This window comes from Bacillus sp. N6, assembly GCF_052805735.1.
Genome location: NZ_CM127843.1, coordinates 1,691,701 through 1,710,939, shown reverse-complemented (window position 1 = coordinate 1,710,939; position 19,239 = coordinate 1,691,701). Strand labels below are relative to the sequence as shown.

15 protein-coding genes, 1 pseudogene, 1 riboswitch and 1 other annotated feature are annotated in these 19,239 nt (G+C 35.2%); of the genes and pseudogenes, 5 read left to right on the top strand and 11 right to left on the bottom strand.

The annotated features are described in order from the left end of the window. Positions 1-54: 54 nt before the first annotated feature. Positions 55-858 carry a polyphosphate kinase 2 family protein gene (locus ACUXVC_RS08940; protein ID WP_090976136.1) on the bottom strand — a complete coding sequence of 268 codons (804 nt, stop codon included), beginning with the start codon at positions 856-858 and terminating at the stop codon, positions 55-57. A 405-nt stretch (positions 859-1,263) separates the two neighbouring features. Between ACUXVC_RS08940 and ACUXVC_RS08935 the strand changes: the two genes are divergently transcribed. Together ACUXVC_RS08935 and ACUXVC_RS08930 are read left to right on the top strand one after the other, a co-directional pair. Next, positions 1,264-1,728, top strand: coding sequence for a hypothetical protein (locus tag ACUXVC_RS08935; protein ID WP_000823337.1), 465 nt, complete (start codon positions 1,264-1,266; stop codon positions 1,726-1,728). A gap of 29 nt (positions 1,729-1,757) precedes the next feature. Then, positions 1,758-1,913: pseudogene (locus ACUXVC_RS08930) on the top strand (DNA mismatch repair protein MutT); the annotation flags it as partial. 29 nt (positions 1,914-1,942) lie between these two features. On the opposite strand, the gene ACUXVC_RS08925 reads toward ACUXVC_RS08930, so the two are convergent. From ACUXVC_RS08925 to ACUXVC_RS08915, 3 genes are read right to left on the bottom strand one after another with little or no spacing between them, the layout of a single operon-like run. Next, positions 1,943-3,568, bottom strand: a complete 1,626-nt coding sequence (locus tag ACUXVC_RS08925) for a YndJ family protein (protein WP_098127352.1) — start codon at positions 3,566-3,568, stop codon at positions 1,943-1,945. Between the two features lie 5 nt (positions 3,569-3,573). Continuing rightward, the gene (locus ACUXVC_RS08920) at positions 3,574-4,185 is read right to left on the bottom strand and encodes a DUF4166 domain-containing protein (RefSeq protein ID WP_098127353.1); all 612 of its coding nucleotides are present in this window, start codon (positions 4,183-4,185) and stop codon (positions 3,574-3,576) included. Positions 4,186-4,189: 4 nt separating this feature from the next. Beyond that, a complete protein-coding gene (locus ACUXVC_RS08915) occupies positions 4,190-5,098 on the bottom strand; it encodes a DoxX-like family protein (protein ID WP_089170781.1) in 909 nt (302 codons plus the stop codon). A 192-nt stretch (positions 5,099-5,290) separates the two neighbouring features. After that, positions 5,291-5,477, top strand: a riboswitch (Lysine riboswitch). Between the two features lie 202 nt (positions 5,478-5,679). Here ACUXVC_RS08915 and ACUXVC_RS08910 point away from each other — a divergent pair. Together ACUXVC_RS08910 and ACUXVC_RS08905 are read left to right on the top strand one after the other, a co-directional pair. Further along, positions 5,680-6,909 (top strand): aspartate kinase, encoded by a 1,230-nt coding sequence (locus ACUXVC_RS08910; protein ID WP_446026002.1) that lies wholly within the window; start codon positions 5,680-5,682, stop codon positions 6,907-6,909. A gap of 228 nt (positions 6,910-7,137) precedes the next feature. Beyond that, complete coding sequence (locus tag ACUXVC_RS08905; protein ID WP_088023022.1) at positions 7,138-7,590, top strand: VOC family protein; 453 nt, start codon at positions 7,138-7,140, stop codon at positions 7,588-7,590. Positions 7,591-7,856: 266 nt separating this feature from the next. On the opposite strand, the gene ACUXVC_RS08900 is transcribed toward ACUXVC_RS08905, so the two are convergent. Together ACUXVC_RS08900 and asnA are read right to left on the bottom strand one after the other, a co-directional pair. Then, complete coding sequence (locus ACUXVC_RS08900) at positions 7,857-8,306, bottom strand: helix-turn-helix domain-containing protein (RefSeq protein WP_089170779.1); 450 nt, start codon at positions 8,304-8,306, stop codon at positions 7,857-7,859. A 137-nt stretch (positions 8,307-8,443) separates the two neighbouring features. Further along, complete coding sequence (gene asnA / locus ACUXVC_RS08895) at positions 8,444-9,427, bottom strand: aspartate--ammonia ligase (protein WP_098127355.1); 984 nt, start codon at positions 9,425-9,427, stop codon at positions 8,444-8,446. A gap of 70 nt (positions 9,428-9,497) precedes the next feature. Next, positions 9,498-9,756 (bottom strand) — a binding site (T-box leader). Positions 9,757-10,162: 406 nt separating this feature from the next. Here asnA and ACUXVC_RS08890 point away from each other — a divergent pair. After that, positions 10,163-10,297 carry a DUF3934 domain-containing protein gene (locus ACUXVC_RS08890; RefSeq protein WP_000047588.1) on the top strand — a complete coding sequence of 45 codons (135 nt, stop codon included), beginning with the start codon at positions 10,163-10,165 and terminating at the stop codon, positions 10,295-10,297. A gap of 101 nt (positions 10,298-10,398) precedes the next feature. On the opposite strand, the gene ACUXVC_RS08885 is transcribed toward ACUXVC_RS08890, so the two are convergent. From ACUXVC_RS08885 to aspA, 5 genes are all read right to left on the bottom strand, one after another. Next, on the bottom strand, positions 10,399-13,593 hold the full coding sequence (locus ACUXVC_RS08885) for an SNF2 helicase associated domain-containing protein (protein WP_446026001.1): 3,195 nt from the start codon (positions 13,591-13,593) through the stop codon (positions 10,399-10,401). A 118-nt stretch (positions 13,594-13,711) separates the two neighbouring features. Further along, on the bottom strand, positions 13,712-14,644 hold the full coding sequence (locus tag ACUXVC_RS08880; protein WP_340784225.1) for a response regulator: 933 nt from the start codon (positions 14,642-14,644) through the stop codon (positions 13,712-13,714). A 2-nt stretch (positions 14,645-14,646) separates the two neighbouring features. After that, on the bottom strand, positions 14,647-15,945 hold the full coding sequence (locus ACUXVC_RS08875; RefSeq protein ID WP_086409228.1) for a sensor histidine kinase: 1,299 nt from the start codon (positions 15,943-15,945) through the stop codon (positions 14,647-14,649). A gap of 64 nt (positions 15,946-16,009) precedes the next feature. After that, on the bottom strand, positions 16,010-17,722 hold the full coding sequence (gene malS / locus ACUXVC_RS08870) for an oxaloacetate-decarboxylating malate dehydrogenase (protein ID WP_053565517.1): 1,713 nt from the start codon (positions 17,720-17,722) through the stop codon (positions 16,010-16,012). 75 nt (positions 17,723-17,797) lie between these two features. Then, positions 17,798-19,237, bottom strand: coding sequence for an aspartate ammonia-lyase (aspA, locus tag ACUXVC_RS08865; protein ID WP_000224194.1), 1,440 nt, complete (start codon positions 19,235-19,237; stop codon positions 17,798-17,800). Positions 19,238-19,239 lie beyond the last annotated feature (2 nt).

The window sequence follows — 19,239 nt, the reverse complement described above, 5'->3', positions numbered from 1 at the left end:
AAATAAAAAAGCCCCATAATTTGGTTTCACCAATTCACAGGACCATTTTCTTTTTTACTCTTTAACACCTACATCTTGCAAAACTTCAATATCCTCTTTCATTTCATAATAATAAGAAGGCAATTCTATACCATGTTCTAAGAAATAATCCTCAATGAATGAAATAATGATTTTTAACGTTTTCACACGGGCATACAATTTATCGTTACTTTCAATAATATGCCACTTCGCATTTGGCTTACTTGTTTTTTCAAACATGTCTTCCATCGCTTCAACATACTCATCCCATTTTTCACGATTACGCCAATCTTCGTCTGTAATTTTCCATCTTTTCAAAGGATTTTTCTCTCTATCTTTAAATCTCTTTAACTGTTCCTCTTTACTTATATGATAGAAGAACTTCCCTATTATGTAATGGTCATCTGTTAGTAGTTTTTCAAAATCATTAATCTCATCATATGCTCTCATCCACTCTTCCTTTGTAGCAAAACCTTCAACACGCTCAACTAACACACGACCGTACCATGAGCGATCAAAAATAGTAATTTGCCCGTACTGTGGAATTTTGCGCCAGAAACGTTGCAAATAATGGTAACGTTTTTCATGAGGTGCAGGCGCTCCAATTGGATCTACTTGGAACCCACGTGGGTCAAGATGTTCCGTCACCCGCTTAATTGCCCCACCTTTACCAGCCGCATCCCATCCTTCCATAACAAGCATAACCGCGATTTTTTCTTCTTTCAAAATTTGTTGTAATGCTAATAAGCGCCTTTGATATTTTTCGAGTTTCTTGTTGTACTTAGATTTTGATTCAATTTTTTTCGTTAAATCTACTTTAGCAAGATGTACATTTTCCATAAAACAAAGCCCCCTTGTTGTATGACAATGTTATTTTAACATATTTTTGGTAATTTTTTCATATCCTAAATAGCTTTGTAGAAACATCTCTACACAGCTTCCCTCTCTAATTTCACATATACAAGCACATTTAACTACATTAAAATAAATAATTTATACGGAATTCTTAGTATATTCTTTTTATTAAAACGTAAAAATAGCCCTTTTAAAAAGGGCAGTAATCTAAGTATAGAAAAAACAAATTTATTCTTTCTTACTTCATACGTAATTATGCTAGCTATAAGAGTAGTGAATAAGATATTGATTCACTACTCACAATAACCACTTTACATTATATGGTATATTAACTCGTAAAAAGAAGATAATAACAAGTAAATCCATTAAAGAATGGGAGCTCTAAAAAAAATGAAACGAAAAATATTAACTCTCTTTACACTTATATGTTTAGCACTACCAATGCAAGCTAGTGCTTACACATTTCAGTCACTGCCGATTGCGTCAAAGTCTAAACAATGGTATGTCGAAATTGATAAATCTCATAACTCAAACAAGCAAGCAATCCAGCCAAAACAAGGTGTATTTGATACGTATAGTTTACTCGTAAAAAACATCGGTCATGATGTATCAAATGTATCTGTGGAAATACTTGATAACAATCCTACCTCTAAAGCTACCTTTAAACCTACTACACCTAATGAAAATATTTCTAAAAGTCATACAAGCTTTGACTACATGGTATTCCCATTAGACTTTAATAGTCATAATTTTAAAGTTGTGATCACTTGGGAAGAAAAGAATTTCTCTTATAACGGCCATCCGGTAAATGAAGGTAAAAAAATGAAACAAACATTTGTATTTAATGAAGAATAAGTCCTAATTCCTTTAGGGCTTATTCTTTCTTATGGATACCAATCGATACAGCACTAAAGCTACCTATGCAAACTTGGTTTAAAGAAAGATTCCCATTATTTTTTGAAACAGGCACTTTTGAAATTCAACGTGTTTGGGATAATGAGCTAAATAAACAAATTTCTATGACAATTACCCATACATAAAAAAGCTTGGAAACCCCTCCAAGCCTTTCTTACTTCTGTGCAATTTTTTCAATCTTATAATGAATATGTAAAAATTCAAGTCCAAATAGCCACATGCTATGATGAGCTGTTAACATTTTATCCTTACCCTCTGTAATGATGAAAGTCTCTGCTAACGGTAAACGGATTGTTAAGAACCGAGTATGTAAATAAATCCCCTCATCTCCCTGGCCATTTTCTCTTAACTTACTAGTAATGATTAAATCATGATTATCATTACATAGCCTCAAAATACCAGTCATATTCGAATAAGGTAAAGGCAAGGCGATATTCATATATGTCTCATCCTTATCTGTATGCTTTGAATAAAGAGCTACAAAAATAGATTCACCTGCTTCATTTTTCCTTAGCCAAGCCCTTACATTCTCTCTTCCATCTTCCTCATCCATTACACCAATGATAGAGCCATGCATCGTTTCCCACTTGTCGCCCATTCCTAAATGTATTTGTCCTACATGCTTGCTCATTTTCTCATAACAAAATGCAAATAGGCGGAACCAACGAGCCCATTTAATATTTGATTGCAACTCATACTCTGTTGTATTTTCATAAAAACGAATAATACTTAAAGGTACCTTCGTCACGTCAAATGACTCACTATGAAAATCAGTTATTTGATCAACTAAACCGTTGTATTCCTTACTGCCTACTAAATTGCCGCTATATAAAAAAGCCTCACCAATTGCCACACTTCCTCTTAATTTACTCATTGGTTTCCCATAGTATTTATAATTCGGAACACTCTTTTCGATCATCCAGCCGACAAATGCCGGTAACGCTACTCCAATTCCGTTGACAACACCGTGAATCCAAACCATTTGAGCAATTGTAATCGTCATTACATGCTTCAAATTCCCGTATGAGTATATAAGTGAGAACATAATTGTAACCATGAGTGTACTAGACGAAACGATTAAAAGAATCTTTGCACTGATAGCATTAAATTTTACTCTCCAAACGTAAAATCCATACCCATAAATCGCACATAAATATAGGAACACTGCAAAAAATTCAAATACTCTTGAGTATGTAATTCCTATTGCAACTGTCATAGGTGAAATCATGATGATAAACATAATAGCATCATATACTTTACTTCTCTTTTCTCTTTTTCTCCCTATTAAACCAGCTGATAATGGCAATAGAAACGCCGAATAATGAAAATGCGCTGCTGTGAGTAAAACAATGTCAGAGCTAAAATGCATAATTGAAAGTGTTGCTACTGAAGCAAAAAACCAAAAACCACCTAAAAACAAATAAATAAACGCACTATCTATGGCGATCTCTTCTAACGGCTTCCATCCTCTTTCTAGCAATCTACTTACACCAAATAACGCAACAATTCCTGTATATACAAACCAAACTAGCGCAAATACATTGTAATTTGTGACGAAAGCTAGCATTGCACAAATTGCTGCGATTGGATATAAAAACGATACGAATTTATAAAATAATAAATACGATTCATCTCTTTTTCTTTTATCAATAATACAAAGTGACATTGGTATAAATAATAAAACAGATAATAATATAATTGCTTCAACAGGATTTATATTCGACCACTCATATATTAGAAAAACAACATAACAAGCAAGCCCAAATATTATATTTTTCATATCGTTTATTTCCTTTCCACAAATGTTCCCTTATATGAAAAAAGCGAGCCAATTAACGGGTTTCGTACTTGTACATGAATTCGAAAACACTGTAGTGTTGCATCATAACTTTCAACAATTTTTGCTTCACCATACAAAAATTTTGGTAACGGCATTTTTCTTCCAAACATATAAAACCATTGTTTCTTTGAAGAAATATGCATTGCCCCTAACTCATCGATATGAAAATGCAGTGTAGAAACGAGTATATGTGGTTCGCCAAAATAATCTACAATTTCATTTTCGTTTCCATCCAATTGCATAACTGCGTTAAAATATCTTTTCTTATTATGAAAATAAAAAGTACGGTTCCACCTTACTAATTCTTGTCCATATTCATCTCGCTCAGCTATGTTTTGTATCGTAAATGGAATTTCCTCTCCTCGTTCCGAGAAAAACATTCGAAACTTCGATGCAATTTTTAATATAAATTTCACGAAAAAAGAGCCACCGTAAATTTCATCCATCTTTCCTTCACCTGTAAAACTATTCTCTTCTGTAATCGCATAACGCTTCTGCAATTCAGGATGAAGATTTTTATAGGTATCCCCTAATAATCGTTCATATATATTAGCCATACACTTATCCCTTTCTCGCCCTATTGCAATTTTTCGCTCTTGGTAAATCGAAACTATTTATATAACCGACAATTGATAACCCCATTAGAAGAACATTTAATGTAATCGGATTAAACGGCCCTGTAAAGCTTGCAATATTCGTAAATCCTGCCGCTAATGTTAAAACTAGTAATACAATAATATGCAGTATAAATAATTTTCGTTTTGTTATTGGCAACAGCCATACAACACCGAAAATTATTTCTAACACCCCAATTATTTTAAGTATATATACACTATTTTCATTTGAACCGATTAATACAGAAAGCATCTTTACTTCTTCTAAATGAGTAAAAAGTAGTTTTGGCACTATCCCTTGATATATCCATACAAAAGCAAATAAAAAACATACGAGCCAATACGTCATTGTTCTTCTAATTAGTAACCTAGGATGAAGCCCCTTTTCTAACCATAATTTTAAGGCATCAAAACTCCAAGCAGTCGCCCAACCTAATAACGGACGAAAAATATAGGAATCTATCACATTTCCTATACGACCAAATCTTGTATCATAATCATATTGTGTCTCAAAATGGATGTATTCTTTATTCGGCGTATACTTCCAATAACCACGTCCTATTTGAATAAGAGATAATGTATTATCCGTCCAAAATTTTAAAGAAGAAATTCTTTCACCAGTTTCTTTTCTTATTTCACCTATTGATTCCCCTTCTCCAGCTATTTCAAGCCCAAATCCAATCTTTGTTTTATACAAAAACTTCTGTGGTTCTCCTTCTTTTTTCTCTAAATACGAAATTTCAGTAAAGCGAGCATCCCACTCCGTATGTATATCTGGTTCTTGCGTATATTCCCATAATTTTCCCATCGTCGTGTTCATTTTTGTCGCAACATAAATAGGCTGTTTCCTTTTCATTCTCCCACCTCCTATGCACTATAAGTTTAATGTACATGCAATGAATTTATTTTGCTACATTTTTCACAAACTTCCTCAGAAAAAAGAAAGAATTTTTAAAATATATATAAAACACTTGATTCCCCGAAAAATTTAAATTATTATAAAACAAATGTTACCAACAACTTCATAAATCAAACACTCTCGCCTAAAACGTGAGATAGAGGTTGCGATACTTATGAGTATTCTAATGGAGACACAGAGATGTCTATGAACTTAGATGAAAGGAAGTATTGCCGAAATTGATAAGTTTCTCTGCATTTATCAATTGGGGCTGTTTTCGAATAGAAACAGAACTGTCATATGTACAGACGTGTACGTATGAAGAGCTATCTACAAAAAAGAGATATCATTTTTTATGATATTCCTTTTTTGGCGGTTTTTTTATTAGCTCCGTTTTCTGTTTCCCTTTTCCTGTAACAGCACCATCCTCACTTATTTGAGATGGTGTTTTTTGTTTGTCTTTATGGTAACTACAGGAGTATTGGGATTTATATATTTCCTAATCTATTCTTAAAAATAGACGAAAGAAGGAATTTGTAATGGAAACAATTGTTCAAAAATTTGGTGGCACTTCTGTCGGAAGCGTCGAGCGCATTCAACATGTAGCAAATTTAATTATTGAAGAATATGAACGAGGTCATAGCGTTGTCTCTGTCGTTTCAGCAATGGGAAAAAGCACGGATGAACTTGTCGCACTCGCTAACGCAATTACAGAAAATCCAAGTAAACGCGAAATGAATATGCTTCTATCGACAGGAGAGCAAGTAACTATTTCATTATTAACGATGGCACTACAAGTAAAAGGGTATAACGCGATTTCATTAACAGGATGGCAAGCTGGTATTACGACAGAATCTGTACATAGTAGTGCACGGATTACTGAAATTAATACAGATCGAATTCAGTCTTATCTTACTAAAGGCACGATTGTTATTGTAGCTGGTTTCCAAGGAGTCAGTGAAGATTTTGAAATTACAACGCTTGGACGAGGCGGTTCTGATACAACTGCTGTCGCATTAGCTGCTGCACTAAACGCAAAAAAATGTGATATTTACACAGATGTGACCGGCGTATATACGACGGATCCACGAGTTGTAAAAGATGCTTATAAATTAGATGAAATTTCTTATGACGAAATGTTAGAACTTGCAAACCTCGGTGCTGGTGTATTACACCCGCGTGCTGTTGAGTTTGCTAAAAATCATAATGTCATTTTAGAAGTTCGCTCAAGTATGGAACAAGAAAACGGAACAATTGTAAAAGGAGAATGTAACATGGAACAACAATCAATCGTTAAAGGTATTGCATTTGAGGATAACATTACACGTGTCACAATTAAAGGACTAGAACAAGGCTCGCTTTCAACAGTTTTCTCTACATTAGCAGCGGCACATATTAATGTAGATATCATCATTCAAAGTATTACAAATGAAGGAACTGTACATCTCTCTTTCTCCATTCACTCGAATGATTTAAGAGAAACTTTAAAAGTTTTGGAACAAAATCAAGAAACTCTTCACTACGAATCTGTAGAACATGAAAATCACTTAGCAAAAGTATCAATCGTAGGATCTGGCATGGTATCTAACCCTGGTGTCGCTGCAAATATGTTTACTACTTTAAAAGAAGAAGATATTCATATTAAAATGGTAAGTACATCAGAAATTAAAGTGTCTGTCGTTATTGACCGCCTTCATTTAGTAACAGGTGTTGAGGCACTGCATCAATCATTTATGGCGAAAATTGAGCCTTTAGTGCAAATGAGCTAATTTGATATGCTCAGTAACACTTATAAAAAAATCATATTAATCTACTTCCTTCCTATTAAATAAAGGCTGTTCGTTAACAAGATGCTATATGACATATAAAAAAACACCTTGTCAATTTTTCCTATACTGTGACAAGGTGCTTTTGACTGAAAGGAATTTGTGACTACTTAGTAGTATAATTATGAGGATGATTAAATAATGAACTTTTATACATAAGGAGATAAGACTATGGCAAAAAACAAATTACTACGAATGGACAATGTCAGCATCGTTGTAGAATCTCTTGATAACGCAATCTCTTTCTTCGAGGAAATTGGCTTGAACCTCGAAGGGCGAGCCAATGTCGAAGGTGAATGGGCTGGTCGCGTAACTGGACTCGGCTCTCAGTGCGTAGAGATTGCTATGATGGTCACTCCAGATGGCCACAACCGAATTGAACTTTCGCGATTTCTCACCCCTCCTACTATAGCAGATCACCGAAATGCTCCTGTAAACGCCCTCGGTTATCTACGCGTCATGTTCACCGTTCAAGATATTGACGAAATGGTATCCAGACTCACTAAGCATGGTGCAGAGCTCGTTGGTGAAGTAGTTCAGTACGAGAACTCGTATCGTCTCTGCTACATTCGTGGAGTGGAAGGAATTTTAATCGGTTTAGCGGAAGAACTCGGTAATAAATAAGCAAGTGAAGTTTTGTAAAAAGGCACTATCATTGAATAAAACGTAGACTCTTAAGCGATTTTATTATTATATTTTCAACCCCGTCCTAAATTTAGAACGGGGTTATGCTTGTTTGAGCTTTTAAAATTAAATAACTTTATTATCATTTTACATATAGATTTCAAGGATCTACCCAAATAGCTTTCATATTACAAATATCCTAAAGTCATTATAATACAATAAAAATATTCGTTATACCCTTTCCTAGGAAATATAACTAACTCTTCTCACTTTTTATCACATATATCTTTTCGCTCTTTCTCTTGAAAAAACGATTTATATTCATTCAAAATAACTTTCTTCACATTCGAATAAAAAACCATCATGAATAGTGCAACTCCTAATACAAATACTTGTATTCCTTCATAATCAATGCATGCACTCATAATTAGCAATCCAAACCCAATATAAAAACCAAAATCATTCTCTTTCTCAAAATCCTCATCTTCTTCATCAATATGTATTTTTTCTTTAATATTCTGTTTCCCTTTTATTAACTCATCAAGCGTAACATTGTACATTTCGCTTAGTAAAATTAGATTATCAATATCAGGATAACTTTTATCATTTTCCCATTTGTACACTGCTTGCCTCGTCACACCAATCTTTTTAGCAACATCCTCTTGCGAAAACCCCTTTGATTCTCGTAGTTTTTTTAGCTGCTCTCCTATGCTCATAACGTCCCCTCCTTTAACAAATTATTACATAAAAAGAGATGTAATAGAAAGAAACCATTAGTAAAATTCACTGTAAACCATTCGTTTACACAATAAAAAGAGAGGATAACTCTTTGAGCTACCCTCTCTTACTTCTATTAAAACAAATGAATGTTTTCTTTCTTGCAAGCTGCACGTAAATCGTCAGGCCATACAGAAGATTGAACTTCACCGATATGAGCTTTACGTAAGAAGTACATGCACATTCTTGATTGTCCAATGCCACCGCCGATTGTTAATGGTAGTACGTCTTCTAGTATACCTTTATGGAAATCATACTCACGTTTGAAGTCTTCACCAGTTTTCGTTAACTGCTCATCAAGCGATTTACTATCAACACGAATTCCCATTGATGATAATTCAAATGAAGATTGTAGTACTGGGTGCCAGAATAAAATGTCCCCGTTTAATTTCCAATCGTCATAATCAGCCGCGCGTCCGTCATGCTTTTCACCTGAACGAAGTGCATCACCAATTCCAATAATAAAGACTGCACCGTGTTCTTTTGCAATTGCGTGTTCACGATCTTTCGGTGTTAATTCTGGATATTTATCTTCTAGTTCTTGGGAAGTAATGAAAACAATCTCTTCTGGTAAATACTTTCCAAGGAACGGATATTTTTCAAATAAATGATCTTCTAAATCTTTGAATATTCCATAAATTGTTTGTACTGTTTTTTGTAAGTATTCAACAGTACGCCATTCTTTTTGAACGATTTTTTCCCAATCCCATTGGTCAACATAAATGGAATGCGTTGCATCAAGTTCTTCATCACGACGAATCGCGTTCATGTTTGTATATAAACCTTCACCAGCTTCATATCCGTATTCATGTAATGCAAATCGTTTCCATTTCGCTAGTGAATGAACAATTTCTAATTCTTCTCCTGAATGTAACATATCAAATTCAATTGGACGTTCTACACCGTTTAGGTGATCGTTTAATCCTGATTTTTTCGTTACGAATAATGGTGCAGATACGCGGAATAGTTCAAGGCGTTTTGCTAATTGGTCCTCGAAAAATGTTTTAACTTCCTTAATTGCGATTTGAGTCTCTCTTACTGTCATTAATGATTGATACATGGTGGTTTCCTCCTAAAATGTTTGGATGTTGTGAAAAGAAGCCAACAAAAAAAGCCCTTCTTTCCCAAAAAACTGGGACGAAAGACTTTGGTTCCGCGGTACCACCCAAATTAGCAACAGAGGTTGCTCACTTATACAATACGGAGATGAAATATCTCGATACTGTTCTTCTTGTAACGGCGAAGTTCCCGGCTAAGTCTACTTTCCTATAAAGGATTTCGGTTAGCAACTCCAGGAGGTTCTTCATAATAGGCTTCGTATCAGGCTCACACCACCCCTGACTCGCTTAAACTACGTCCTACTACTACTCGTCCTTTCATAGTCGTTTTGTTGTCACATCTCTGAAACATTTTATTAATGATTATTCTATACAAAAAATAAAGAAAGTCAACAAAAAGTTTTAAAATGTTTTTCAATTCTTTATTTTACGGCTTTATTGATTGTTGTTAATTTAACATCTTTACTTTTTCTGCCTCGTCAATCCAAAAAATGTTTCACTGACCGAAACTAACGTATACACAACAATTAATGTGATCGTTCGGAATATAGAATCTGCAGTATTTCTTATTATTTTCATTTTCTTTATAATTCCTTTCAGTTTACTTGCAAATTCATGTTATACTATAGCATTCAAGCAGTTTATTTTTACTTAAAGCAATCATAGTCATTTATAAAGAGTATTTTCTAAATCATTGACTATTATCAAATAAGATTTTTATATAACGGAGTGATCATATGAGTAAAACGAAAGCAAAACCGAAAAAAGGTGTAGGACAAGGTACAGGAAGTAAAGGATGGAACCGTTGGCAATCAAGTGCAAAGAAAAAGGCAGCTGCCAAACCATACAAAAGTAAAGGTACAAAGAAGTAATTTAAATAACATTTGATTTCTTTACTTTGTACAAAACAAAATATAATTATTACAACAAAAAAGCTATGCCCTCATAAATTTGAAGGCATAGCTTTTTTATATTAAATCATTAAAATATCTCGAATTTCTTCCTCTGTGATTGAGGACAATTTCTCTTCTCCCGGCTCAATCACTTCAGCGATTAAATTTTTCTTACTTTCTTGCAGTTCATGCATTTTCTCCTCAATTGTTCCCTGAGCTACTAGCTTTATAACTTGCACTGTATTTTTTTGTCCCATTCGATACGCCCTATCGGCCGCTTGTTGTTCAACAGCTGGATTCCACCATAAATCATATAATATTACTGTATCTGCACCAGTTAAATTAAGTCCGGTACCACCAGCTTTTAAAGAAATGAGAAATAGATCTCCTTCTCCTTCGTTAAACCGATCGCACAGCTCTACACGATCCTGCGCTGGTGTACTCCCGTCTAAATAAAAGTATGGAATTGCTTGTCGATTTAACTCACGACCAATAATGGAAAGCATCTTCGTAAATTGAGAAAAAATTAATATTCTCTTCCCTGTACTTCTACATTCCTCTAAAATCTCTAACAGTTGTTCAAATTTAGCTGAACTTCCTTTGTAATCATCAACAAATAAAGCGGGATGACAACAAATTTGTCGCAATCTCGTTAAACCAGCTAAAATTCTAATTTTATTTTTACGTAACGTGTCTTTGTCTAAATGCTTTAACGTTTCTTCCCTTAACTTCGCTAAATAAGCAGCATAGAGACTCTTTTGATCGGGTAATAACTCCGATGATTGTAAGTGCTCTATTTTCTCTGGCAACTCATTTAATACGTCCCCTTTTAATCGTCTTAATACGAATGGTTTCACTCGCTTCGCTATATCTTCACGCCTTAAATCACCGAACTCTTTTCTTCCTGGTAATAATTCCGGGAAGACGACATGGAAGATAGACCATAGCTCTTCTAATGAATTTTCTACAGGTGTACCAGTTAGTCCGAAACGGTATTCAGCTTGAATTGTTTTCACAGCTCTTGCCGTTTGCGTTGTAGGGTTTTTAAACGCCTGTGCTTCATCAAGAAATAGTGTATGAAATGGTCTTGCATATAATCTTATATCTCTTCTCAGTAATGGATATGACGTGATTACGACATCAAATTCCGTTATATCTTTCAAAATTTTCCGGCGCTCTGCTTGGTTTCCATCTGCAATAACTGCTCTAATATGCGGGGCGAATTTTTTCAATTCACTAAACCAATTATAAACAAGAGATGATGGTGAAACGACTAATATTGGCAGTTTCTTTTCTCGAATCTCAGTCAAAACAGAATCTATAAAAGCAATGCTTTGCAACGTTTTTCCAAGTCCCATATCATCTGCTAAAATACCGCCAAAACGGTAATGAGCAAGTGTTTTCATCCATTCGAACCCATATACTTGATACTTTCTCATTTCTGCATTTAAAGTATTTGGCACAGCAAACTTTAATTTTTTCGGGTTTTGAATGTTTTCTACTAACTCTTGAACTGAATCATCCAAACTTAAAACATTGCCTTCGTGAAGTCCGTTTATCCATTTTACACTCCGAATAAGAGGAACATTTACCTCTTCTCCATGTAAAAATTCTTTCCGAATACCTGATTCTTTTATAAACTGATTAATTTCATTAAACTCTTTACTCTCTAGCGACAAAAACGAACCGTTCGCCAATCGATAATATTTACGTTTCTCTTCAAGGGCCGCTAATACACCTTTAATGTCTGCTTCTGGTATTCCTTTTATATCAAAACGAAATGACAACCAATCAATTCTTTCTTTTCTTCTCACTCTAATAAGAGGAACTGCATCCCCTTTACTAATTCGCAATTTGATTGCTGTCGTCGCATAAATATCAACTAAACCTTTTAATGTTGGCACGACGTGATATAAAAAGTTATACTCAGCTTCTTCATTATGCATAAAGTAACCGCCTTCTGTTTTTGCAAAGGCACTTTCACTCATAATGTCTAAAATCTCTTTTTCTTTTTTCTCATCACGATTAAAAACAGACGGCTGTCCATCCTCTTCTAGCGGATTAATCATGACGTTCCCATAGTGAAATTCAAGACCTGCTAATAAGCGATTTTTCACACGGTCTAAATACAATTTCGCTTTTAGCGAAGGTGTTTCAACACGATCCGATATTACTTCATCAATGTGTACAGTTCCGAGCTTCATTAATCCTGGTACAACTTTCGCGACGAAATGTTCCATCTTACTTTCTGGAATATAAAACTGATTACTATTTGAGCGACTCATCATCTTTTGTAATTCAATAAGTCGCATACAATCTTCAATGTGTAAGTGATATAATTTCCCACCATAAAGTGCATTGTTATACATATCCATAACTTGTACACGATTTAGACCATCTATATGAAGTGTAAATCCGCCATTATTTCCCTTCGTAAATTCAAAGTGTAACGGCAACAAACCTTTTGAAACTTGTAATCCCTGAAACAGTTGTTTATTTTGTTTCAGCTGTACATATTCAACTTTAGAAAGTGAAGAGAGCATATCTTTCCATGAAGCTGGTGGTATAAATATCATACTTTCATCTTGTTTCGCATGTACTTCTAGCGCATCCTCATACATTTTTTCGTTATGATACATTTTAATGAGCTGCTGAATAATTGCATCCGTTTCTTGTTTAAAACTATGTACATCTGGTATATATGTAAATTCATTTGAACAATGAAAAGACTCTCTTTTCTCCACCTTAGAAAGAAATTCTCTAAGATGATTTATGAAATACACTTTGGCAAGTTTCAATTGAATTCCAAGAAGAGCACCACCACTTCTCGTAGCTACTGGTGTACATATAAACTCAACATCTAATATTTCACGTGTATCAAAACGGTGTTGTTTACTTTTTGGCCTCAGTGGTTTGTCTGCAAACAACTGAAACATACCACTTGTCAATTGATCATTTCTGTTACTAGTGGAGCTCATTCCACCTGTTTGTTGATTATAGTTTATTTGTATTAATACTGCTGCAACATGTTGACAGTACGTTTGAAAAGACGCTAATGAAGGACAACTACATTTTGCAACAACATCACCCTTTTTGGCTTTTGCTACTGTAACATGGAAATCCTCGTTCCCTTTTACTGTCGCCTCACAAATTTCTTTATTTTCATCGTAATGATCTATTATCACTTTATTTGATTTATAATAGGTTTCACCTCTTTTATATGAGGTCTCTCCGCACACTTCTTTAATAATCGATTTATTCAATGTGAAACTCATCGCTTTGACACTTCCTTAATATAAAACCATTTTCTCTTACTTAACATTTTACATGCTCCACGAGAAAATATAAAATGTTGATTTAACAAAAGAAGATGCTTATTTATAAGCATCTTCTTCACTCTATCTCCATCAACCTCTTCGCCTCAAAATACAACACTTGAATAAACTTCTTCGTATTAATTCGCGTATGACCAGAAGATGCGAGTTCATCTTTCGTCATTTCTGTCATCCGTTTTCTAACTACGGTAAAATCGAAAAATTTTGGAGCATAGCTTTCAAATTTTGGATTTGAAAAGTCTGTTAATCCTAAAGAAGCCAAATGATTTAACGACTGATAAATAGCTCGACGTACTCTTTGTTCAGACGCTTTTTTCTCTTTATCAATATCCGCCTCTAAAGCTAGATCCCCTAATTTCCTTATCGTAATATGATGAAAAATTTCTTTTAACGCAGGAAAGCCAAACTCAAATGTCTGCGCCTTTTCTTGACCATATAAATATTCCAGCATACTAAGTAAATCTTGACTTCCATTCTCTCCCGCAATACCGAGTTCTGATAGTAAAAAGCGCCCTAAATCCCCTATCTTTTTTCCTTCTTGCACTGGTTCAGTGCGCAATTGCGGTTTTTCCCACTGAAACACGTTATTCAATGATTTTTGAATATCGTGTATAGAACGCTCCAATCTAATACGCTCCATCACTTTGCGTACAACAGATACAACTTCGATTTTATTTAATGGTTTTGTAATATAATATTCTACACCAAGTGTATATGCCTCACCTATAAGCTGCTTCGATTCCACTTGAGAAATCATAATGATTTTCCCCGTGAAAGTTGACGCAATGTGACGAACTGTTTCAATTCCGTCCCTCATCGGCATCAACAAATCAATAAATAAAATATCTACTTTTTTAAAATTTAGTTGATCCGCCTCAATAAAAGCTCCGTCATCCGCCTCACCAATTACTTCGCCAAGATCTCCATCTTCAATAATTTGCGAAAGCATCGAACGGAAAACTTCATCATCGTCTACGATATAATAAAACAAATCTATTCCCCTTCCCGCTTTAAACTATCCTCCGGTAAACAAACGATAAACTTACATCCTCTTTTATTTTCTCGGCCTTCTAATCTCACTTCTCCGCCTAGCTCTGTTACCATTTCATTTATGTAAGAAAGCCCAATACCAGTTGACGGTGTTCCCGTTTGATCATACTTGGAAGTAAATCCTGGCTTAAATACTAATTTCTTATACTTTTGTGCAATACCAGGTCCATCGTCAATTACTTCAAAAAATATATGTTGATCTCTTTTATATAGCTTAATAATAACGACACCTTTATCTTCAATTGCTTCAACTGCATTTGCAGCGAGGTTATTAAAAATTGATAGAACTGTATACACGTGGTATGCAGCATGCTCACCTTCTATATGTTTAGAAAAACGTATATCCTTTTCTAGCATTTCAGCATACTTCTCGTTTATTCTAACAATCATTTCTGCTAACTCATGTCCTTCTACATATTCAGCCACATTTTTATCTAATAACAGTTTAGATAATCCTGCAAATATCCTTTGATTATCCTTTTTTATTTCATGCACTTCCCCCGCTATTTTCAATGCTGTTTTACTACTTGAATCAGCGCTTACTTGTAAATTTCGATATAGTTGATATGCTTCTTGTGTAATTAACTCCGCATTTTGTAACGTCTTTTTCAAATGAACAGATTCCACATATAAATTAGAAAGATGCATTAACATATTTTCATTTTCTTTTCGAACTTGCGATTCTTTTAATTTCGTTTCATATAAATTCATCATATTTAAAAAACCAAGTGCAAAGAAACTACGAAAAATAGCAATAATGATGAGTTTATTTACTTCAGAAATCGTTATTGTTGTACCTAGTACTAACATGTGATAAAACGCAAGTTCTGACATACTTGCAACAATTTCAATTGAAATTCCAAGGCATCCAATAATGATTGGTTTCTGATGGAACTTATTTACCCTACAAAGCGAAAAAAAACTGCCATAAATAAAATAATAGAAGAACACAGGATAACGCAAATAAAATGATTCTGTCATATGAAATGAACCTTGCATGATCCAGTCAAGACATACTCGGAATAAGACTACAGATATACCAACAAGAATACCTGCAACTCCTGCTGGTACTCTTCTTAAAAATAATAATAAAAAGAAGAATAGCGGTGTACCGAAGCTAACTCGAAACGTATCATTAAAGGGATGAAAGTTCAGCTCCCCAGCAATCGGCACAACGACCATTAATATAATTAAAAGGGACATATCTTTCTTCCATAATTGATTCCAATTCAAAGGTGACACTTCCTATACTTTTATTCAGTAGTAAAAGCGAAAGCCCGCTTATTGTTATAAACGGGCTTTTTTTCTATATTCTAACCTTTTCTACCGCTTTTATTTGGCGATACTCTGGCTTCCACATTGCTTCTTGCACTGCCATCTTGATATCGTTATCACTTAAGTTCACTCTTGCAACACCTTCTGCAACTGCAACTTTCGCTACTTCAATTGCAACCATTTCTGAGATATTACGTAATTCTTCGACCTCTGGTAAAATAGGTGCTCCTGGCTGACTTGTATCTACCATACTTGCAACTGCTTCAGCAGCCGCTGCGAACATTCCATCCGTCATGACGCTTGCTCGTACTACAATTGTTCCAAGACCAAGCCCTGGGAAAATAAGTGCATTATTTGATTGTCCAATCACATACGTTACACCGTTATATGTAACTGGTTCAAATGGACTTCCTGTTGCAACTAACGCTCTTCCTTCTGTCCACTCGATTAAATCTGCTGGTTTTGCTTCAGCAAGTGGCGTCGGATTCGACATTGGTAAAATGATTGGTCTTTCTACGTGAGAAGCCATTTCTTTAATAATCTCTTCTTTAAATGCACCTGCAACAGTAGATGTACCAATTAAAATTGTCGGTTTTACATGTTTCACAACTTCTGCAAGTCCGATCACATCATTTTGCTTCCACTCACTTACTTCTGCTTCTTTTCTTGCGTACGGAATTTGGAAATCAAGAAGATCTTCCATGTTATCTGTAACTAATCCGTTTCGGTCAATACACCAGAAACGATTATGTGACTCTTCTTCTGATAAGCCAGCACGGACCATTGCATCTCTTACTTGATCTGCGATACCGATTCCAGCTGTACCAGCGCCAAATACAACAACGCGGTGTTCACTTAGCGGTACACCAGAAGCTTTCACTGCCGATAATACTGCCGCAAGTGAAACTGCACCTGTACCTTGAATATCATCATTAAACGTACAAACGTCATGACGGTATTTATCTAAAATTTTTCGTGCGTTACGAGAGCTAAAGTCTTCCCAATGTAAAAGTGCTTTCGGGAATTGTTTATTTACCGCTTGTACAAACGTATCAATAAATTCATCGTAAGCTTCACCTGTTATACGAGGGTGACGATTTCCAATATAAAATGGATTGTTTAATAGTTCCTCACGGTTTGTACCTACATCTAAAATTACCGGTAATACGCGGCTAGGATCGATTCCAACTGCGGCCGTATAAACTGCTAGCTTTCCGATTGCAATGTTAATACCACCAACGCCCCAGTCACCAATTCCTAATATGCCTTCTCCATCTGTTACAACGACTAAATCAATGTTCTCAGCTGTTGCACCAATATTGGTGAATGCTTCTTCAATACCTGATGGATCGTTAATCGATAAATAAACACCACGTGGTTTACGATATTCATGACTATATCTTTGAATTGCTACACCGACAGTTGGTGTATATACAATCGGTAACATTTCACGTAAATGATCTGTTAATATACGATAAAATAATACTTCATTTCGATCATGTAACGCAGTTAAGTATACATTCTTTAATAAATCATCCGGCTGCGAACTAAATTGTTCGTATGCTCGGCGTGCCTGTTCTTCTAACGTTAAAACCGCTGGCGGTAATAACCCTTTTAAACCTAACTCTTCTCTTTCATTTTGTGTGAAAGCTACCCCTTTATTTAAAAGTGGTGTTGATAATACTTCTGCTCCTCTTAATGTTGTTTCTAATGCGCCATTAGAAGCTACTGTAAACTTGCTCATAACATCCCTACCTCTATTCATATATAGCATTTCTATATTGTAAACAAAAAAGAGGGGCTTGTCCCCCCTCTTCTTTTAATTTTTCTTTAAAAGAGTTGCTCCTGCAATCCCTGGGTGCGTCATTTCGAATGGATCTAGAATTAACTCTAAGTCTTCTTGTGACAGTACACCATTTTTCACACAAAGTTCTCGAACGGATTGCCCTGTCGCGATTGCTTCTTTCGCAACGCGAGCTGCTGCTTCATAACCGATATGAGGGTTCACGGCTGTAATAATTCCTACACTCTTCTCAACATACTCTTTTAAGCGATCTTCATTCGCTTCAATTCCTTTTAAGCAATTATCTGTAAAGGCACGGAAACCGTTATTCATAATGCTAATCGATTGCAGTAAGTTGAAAACAAGTACTGGTTCCATAACGTTTAATTCTAATTGTCCTGCTTCTGAAGCAAGGCAAATTGTATGATCATTACCAATTACTTGGAACGCAATTTGGTTAATAACTTCTGGCATAACAGGGTTTACTTTCCCTGGCATAATAGATGAACCTGGCTGACGAGCTGGTAACATAATTTCTGCTAAACCAACACGTGGACCTGATGCCATTAAGCGAAGGTCATTCGCAATTTTAGACATATTCATCATACATACTTTAAGTGCTGCAGATACTTCTGTGTATGCATCTGTATTTTGCGTTGCATCTACTAAGTCTTCTGCACCAACTAGTGGTAGTTCACTAATTGCAGCTAAATGTTTTACAACTGCTTCAATATATTCTGGGTCTGCATTTAAGCCTGTACCAACTGCAGTTGCTCCCATGTTCACTTCATATAAGTGTTGACGTGATTGTTGAATTCGTTTCATATCACGTTCAAGTACGCGAGAGTATGCTTTAAACTCTTGTCCAAGACGAATTGGCACAGCATCTTGTAAATGTGTACGACCCATTTTAATCACATGATCGAACTGTTCTGCTTTTAATTCAAATACATCATGCATATAACCCATCGTTTGTAATAAGCCTTCTAATGCATTTAATGTTGCGATATGAATCGCCGTTGGGAATGCATCGTTTGTTGATTGCGCCATGTTTACATGACTATTTGGACTAATATAGTGATAGTCTCCCTTTTCCATTCCTAATAATTCAAGAGCACGATTGGCAATGACTTCATTTGCATTCATGTTCATTGAAGTACCTGCTCCGCCTTGAATTGGATCTACGATGAAATGATCATGCCATTTTCCATCAAGAATTTCTTGAGCAGCCTCTGCGATTGCGCCACCCTTGTTCAATTCCAATCTTCCTACATCTGTATTAGCAAGCGCTGCTGCTTTTTTTACAATTGCGAACGCTCTAATTAAGCCTTCATGGATTTTGTATCCTGTAATCGGGAAGTTTTCAACTGCACGCATCGTTTGTACGCCGTAGTATGCATAGTTTGGTACTTCTTTTTCACCTAAAAAATCTTTTTCAATTCGAACACCATTTTTAACTTCAGTTAATGTTGCCATGA